This is a genomic window from Mesorhizobium sp. M7A.F.Ca.CA.003.01.2.1 (assembly GCF_003998945.1).
Lineage (GTDB): Bacteria > Pseudomonadota > Alphaproteobacteria > Rhizobiales > Rhizobiaceae > Mesorhizobium > Mesorhizobium ciceri.
In genome coordinates this window covers 1-5174 of record NZ_RZRA01000353.1, presented here as the reverse complement: position 1 = coordinate 5174, position 5174 = coordinate 1, and the positions used below count along the sequence as shown (strand labels likewise).

At 60.9% G+C, this 5174-nt stretch carries 5 protein-coding genes and 1 pseudogene; 1 reads left to right on the top strand and 5 read right to left on the bottom strand.

What is annotated here, in order from left to right; all coding sequences use genetic code 11:
* The 5 genes from EN969_RS15860 to EN969_RS15840 form a co-directional block, all read right to left on the bottom strand.
* Positions 1–485: DJ-1/PfpI family protein (locus EN969_RS15860; RefSeq protein ID WP_164758282.1), on the bottom strand; the 485-nt coding region annotated here is incomplete at its 3' end.
* Positions 486–557: 72 nt separating this feature from the next.
* The gene (locus EN969_RS15855; RefSeq protein ID WP_063167484.1) at positions 558–1508 is read right to left on the bottom strand and encodes a substrate-binding domain-containing protein; all 951 of its coding nucleotides are present in this window, start codon (positions 1506–1508) and stop codon (positions 558–560) included.
* Positions 1509–1562: 54 nt separating this feature from the next.
* Positions 1563–2561, bottom strand: a complete 999-nt coding sequence (locus EN969_RS15850; protein WP_024502420.1) for an ABC transporter permease — start codon at positions 2559–2561, stop codon at positions 1563–1565.
* Complete coding sequence (locus EN969_RS15845; RefSeq protein ID WP_063167483.1) at positions 2549–4141, bottom strand: sugar ABC transporter ATP-binding protein; 1593 nt, start codon at positions 4139–4141, stop codon at positions 2549–2551. Before EN969_RS15845 ends, EN969_RS15850 begins: the two co-directional genes overlap by 13 nt.
* An 11-nt stretch (positions 4142–4152) precedes the next feature.
* On the bottom strand, positions 4153–4854 hold the full coding sequence (locus EN969_RS15840) for a GntR family transcriptional regulator (protein ID WP_013533133.1): 702 nt from the start codon (positions 4852–4854) through the stop codon (positions 4153–4155).
* Between the two features lie 176 nt (positions 4855–5030).
* Here EN969_RS15840 and EN969_RS36030 point away from each other — a divergent pair.
* Positions 5031–5174, top strand: a pseudogene (locus EN969_RS36030) (iron-containing alcohol dehydrogenase); the annotation flags it as partial.

Below are 5174 nucleotides of genomic sequence, written 5' to 3'. Positions count from 1 at the left end.
GTCGGCGACAGGTCGATATAGGTGCCACCCGCCAGTGTCACCTCCGGCTCGCAGGCGCCGAGTGCCGCGACCTTCTTGCCGCGCACCACGCCGTCGACAGCGATCAGGATCTGCACGCCGTGGCAGATGGTGAAGATTGGCTTCTTGGCCTCGTGGAAATGGCGCACGATCGCCTGCACGCGCTTGTCGGTGCGGATGTATTCCGGGCCGCGGCCGCCCGCGCAGTAGACGGCATGATACTGATCGAGCTGCCTCTCGGCTTCCGAGAAAGTCTTGTTGATCAGCGCATAATGGCCGAGCTTTTCGGTGTAGGTCTGGTCGCCCTCGAAGTCGTGCAGCGAGGTCTTGATCAGATCTCCGGCGTTCTTGTCCGGGCATACCACGTGGATGGTGTGACCGACGGCTTCCATCGCTTGCTGATAGACAAAGATTTCGTATTCTTCGGTGAACTCACCGGTCAGCATCAGTATCTTTTTGCCTGGCATGGTTCTTCCTCTCAGTGTTTTGAGCTAGGCAAGGCGCAGACTGCGCCTGCCTTTCTGTGAAATCGGATAGGGTCAGAATGGCGAATCCGGAAAGTAATATTCCTTGGCGTTGGCCTGGGTGATCAACGGCGCGTCGAGCTTGACGGTGCCACGGACGGGTGCCTGGCCGATCAGGTTGGCGACTGTCATGTAGATCGCGGTCTTGATCATCGACGGCGGGTATGGCGTCTCGACCGGCGTCATGGCGTCGCCGTCGATCACTTTCTTGACGATGTCCTTCATGCCGTTGCCACCGAGCGCAAGCTTGATGTCGGTCCGCCCCGACTGCTTGACCGCCTCGAGCACGCCAAGCAGCATGTCGTCGTCATTGGCCCACACCGCATCGATATGCGGGTACTTGGCCAGATAGTCCTGCATCAGCTTGAAGGCTTCGTCGCTGTTCCAATGCGCGTACTGGATGTCGAGGACTTTCAGATCAGTGCCTTTGATCGTGTCCTGGAAGCCCTTGATGCGCTCGTCGTCGATGACGGTCGGAATGCCGCGCAACACAACGACGTCGCCCTTGCCGCCAAGCTTGTCGATCATGAACTTGGCGGTGTTGGTGCCAACCGCGATATTGTCGCCGGCGAGGTAGAGATCCTGGACGGAGGCGTCAGTCAGACCCCGATCGACGACGGTGATGAACGTGCCCATGTCCTTGATAGCGTTGACCGGCTGGGTCAGCTCTTCCGAGCTGTAAGGCAGGATCACCAGAGCATCCAGCTTGCGGCTGGCCGACAGGTCCTCAAGCGCGCTGACCTGCTCCGCCGCGGACGGCGACGTCTTCACGACCACTTCGACGTTCGGGAACGCGGCGTTGATTTCCTTGGCCGCCGCTTGTGCGTGGTAGACGATGCCCGCTGTCCAACCGTGGTCAGCGGCCGGTATCGACACCGCGATGACCTTCTTGTCTTGCGCCATGGCCTGGCCGGCCAGCAGCAGCGCGCCAAGTGTCGCTGCCGCAATCCATTTTCTACTGAACATTGTCTTCTCCCTTGGACCTACAAGAACGTTAATCCGCGTGGTCCGGACGCGGCGCTATTTCGAATTCGAAAACCGCTGGATGAGCATGGCGATGATGATGATGACGCCTTGAACAGCGGCAACGAGGTATTCGGAGACGAAGTCCGAGAGCACCATGAGATTGGCGATGAGTTCCAGGATGACGGCGCCGGCGACTGTCCCCCACACATGGCCCTTGCCGCCGCGCAATGCGGTGCCGCCAATCACCACGGCGGTGATGACCTGCAGTTCCCAAAGCTGTCCGGTTGTCGGCGTTGCGGCGCCCAGGCGCGGCACGTAGCAGATCGCGGCAATCGCCACACAGACACCCTGGACGATATAGGCCACGGTCCGTGTCCTGATCACCGAGATGCCGGAATAACGGGCGACATCCTCATTGGCGCCGACCGCCGCACATTTGCGCCCATATTTCATCTTGTAAAGGATGAAGGATGCGACCGCGGCGACTGCGACGGATATGAGGATTGGAACCGGGATCCCGCCGACCGTGCCGAAATAGACAGGCCGGTAGGCCTCGCGCAACGACCTGTCGATCGGTATCGTGCCGCCATCGGTCAGATAGGTTATCAGCGCCCGGAAAATCCCCATCGTGCCCAGCGTGGCGATAAACGGTTCGATCCTGCCGACCGTGACGATGAGCCCGTTGGCAAGCCCGCACAGGAGGCCGACCAGGATCGCAACCGCCATACCGGCGGGAATAGCCCAGATGCCGGCATGCGGCGCCACCGCGTTCATGAACATGATGGTGATGCCGGTGATGAAGGCGGCCATCGAGCCGACGGAAAGATCGAGCCCCCCCGACGAGATCACAAATGTCGCGCCGACCGCGATAATGGCGATGAAGGCGCTGCGGGTGATGACGTTGGCGAGGTTGGTGGCGGACAGGAAATCGGGGTTGATGAGGTAACCGGCCACCAGCAGAGCTGCCAGCGCAAGAAAAGGCCCGATATCGGTCCAACTGATGTTGAGATCGAGGGGGCGACGCCTGGGTGCGGATTCGCTCATGACAGCCATTTTGTGCCTCCCTTGGCTTTTGGCCCTGGCTTGGGGCCACTGGTCGCCAGTACCGCCACATTGCTTTCGGTCATTTCGGCGCCACTGACCTCGCCGGTGATGCGGCCTTCGCGCATCACCAGGATGCGGTCGCAGATGCCGATCAATTCCTGCATCTCCGAAGAGATGACGATGCAGGCCTTGCCCTTGGCCACAAGCTCCTGGATGAAGGCATAGATCTGCGCCTTGTTGGCGATGTCGATGCCACGCGTGGGCTCGTCGATAATGACCACCGAAGGATCGGTCAGCAGCACCTTCGCCAGCAGCAGCTTCTGCTGATTGCCCCCGGAAAGCTGGGCCGCTTTGGCGCCGAGGCTCTTCAGCCTGATGTCATATGTCTCCACGGCCTGTTCCAGGGCTTGCGCTTCGCGGCGCCGACCCATCGAGAGGCCGGGATGGAACACATCGAGCGCCGACAGCGTCAGGTTAGGCGCCAAGTGCTCTTGCAGCAGCAGTCCCTTGCCCTTGCGATCCTCGGTCAGGTAACCGACGCCGGCGTCGATCGCCGCGCGCGGCGATTGGAAATGGACCGACTTGCCCTCAAGTTCGATCTTGGCAACTGCCGGGCGCAAGCCGATAATGCCCTCGAAGAGTTCGGTTCGGCCTGCGCCGACCATACCGGCGAACCCCAGGATCTCGCCCTTGTGGACCGTGAACGACACGTCCTCCACATAGCCGGGAACGGAGGCGTTCCTCACGCTCAGCATCGGTACATCCGAAGGCGCTGCGGTTCTCTCAGGATAGAGCGCTGCCAGTTCGCGCCCGACCATCAGCCGCGCCATGTCCATCTGGCTCAGCGTCTTGCCGGGATAGGTGCCGACCATCTTGCCGTCGCGCAGAACGGTCACTTTGTCTGCGACCCGCTGCACCTCATCCAACCGGTGGCTGATATAGAGCACGGCGGTGCCGTGAGCCTTGAGTTGCAGGACGATCTCCAGCAGGCGCTCGACCTCGCCACCGGTCAGAACGGCGGTCGGCTCGTCGAAGATAACCACCTTGTGGTCGTCAAGCAGGGCGCGAGCGATCTGCACCATCTGCCGGTCTGCCAGCGAAACGTCGCGCACCAGTGCCCTTGGCGAGACCGCGCAGCCGATCTGCGCCAGTTTCTCGGTTGCCAGCCGGCGCATGGTGCGGTCATCCACGACATGGCCACGCGAAAGCTCTCGCCCAAGAAACAGATTGTCGGTGACCGTGAGCCCCTCGGCGAGCAGGATCTCCTGATGAACCAAAGCGATACCGGCATCCTGTGCTTGGGCAGGCTTGGCAAATTTCACCGCGTGTCCGTTCATCGACAACGTGCCGTGGCTTGGCTCGACATAGCCGGACAGCAGCCGCATCAACGTCGACTTGCCGGCACCGTTCTCGCCAATGATGGCATGGATCTCTCCCGGCAGGACGTCCAGGGTGACGTCCGACAGCACCGTCACTGGGCCGTATTGCTTGGACAATTCCTGGGCGCGCAGCACCGGTTCAAGCGAACCAGGCGCTTCGCTGGACAACGTGCTCCCGCCCTCCCCGGCGATATTCGCGGCAATGGACATCCGTTCCGACCTCAATCGAATGCCGGGAGCAGGCGATCGCGCGAGTGCTCGATATGGATGCGCATCGCCTTTTCGGCGGCATCGGGATCGGCCGAGCCGAACGCGGCAAGGATCGCCTCGTGTTCGTCAAGCGCCTCCTCGGTCACGCGTGCATGGAACATCAGGCGGAAGATGTGGAAGTGCGTGTGCTGGTGGCTCAACGTCTCACGGATGAGTTCGTTTTGAGAAAACTCCATGATCTTGTCGTGGAAGATCGCATCCTGTCTGGCGAAATTCGAATAGCGCACGCGATCATCCTTGCCTTCGCGGCGTGACATCACGCCGGCAGCTTCGAGCAACAGATCGAGCTTGGCGTCGTCCATCGTTGCGGCGGCCTTTGCGGCGCCATGCGGCTCGAGCAGCAGACGCATCTCGTATAATTCGTCGAAACGGCGCCGGGTGATCTGGGGCGCGGCACGATAACCGATCAGATGCGTCTTGAGCACCAGGCCTTCGCCTTCGAGCCGTCCGAGGGCTTCCCGGATCGGCGTGTGCGAGACGTTGAATTCCTTGACCAAGCTGTCGACTGTGATGCGCGAGCCGGGGGGGATCTTCAGCGCCATCAACTGCGCGAAGATGGCTTCATAGACATCTTCGACGAGACTGTTGGCGCGCTGGATGCGACCAGCTCCAATGCTGGCGTCGCTTGGGTCGGGTAAGTTTGCGGTCTGCATATTTTGCCTCTTGACAGTGAGGACTGCTAACACGATGGTTCCGCGGATGCAATCCTATATCCTATACGATTTTAAAGCGGATATCTTTTAAGTGCGAGAGACACACTCTTAAACCGTCCGATCCAGACCGAGTTCAATGCCTCCGTTTCCAGTCAGCAGCCGTCAAAGGAACAATCATGACCCTCTTCGCCGCCCTGCGGTTGCCGCGTGAAATCCTGTTCGGGAAGGGGCAACGCCATGTGCTGCCGACGGTCGCCGCCCGGTTCGGCCGACGCGCGCTGGTCTGCACCGACGAGCGTTTCGCGGGCACAACGGTATTC

Bases quoted from the DNA above. Each gene is read 5' to 3' on its own strand.
- EN969_RS15855 (WP_063167484.1), bottom strand. From the start codon at position 1,508: ATGTTCAGTAGAAAATGGATTGCGGCAGCGACACTTGGCGCGCTGCTG.
- EN969_RS15850 (WP_024502420.1), bottom strand. From the start codon at position 2,561: ATGGCTGTCATGAGCGAATCCGCACCCAGGCGTCGCCCCCTCGATCTC.
- EN969_RS15845 (WP_063167483.1), bottom strand. From the start codon at position 4,141: ATGTCCATTGCCGCGAATATCGCCGGGGAGGGCGGGAGCACGTTGTCC.
- EN969_RS15840 (WP_013533133.1), bottom strand. From the start codon at position 4,854: ATGCAGACCGCAAACTTACCCGACCCAAGCGACGCCAGCATTGGAGCT.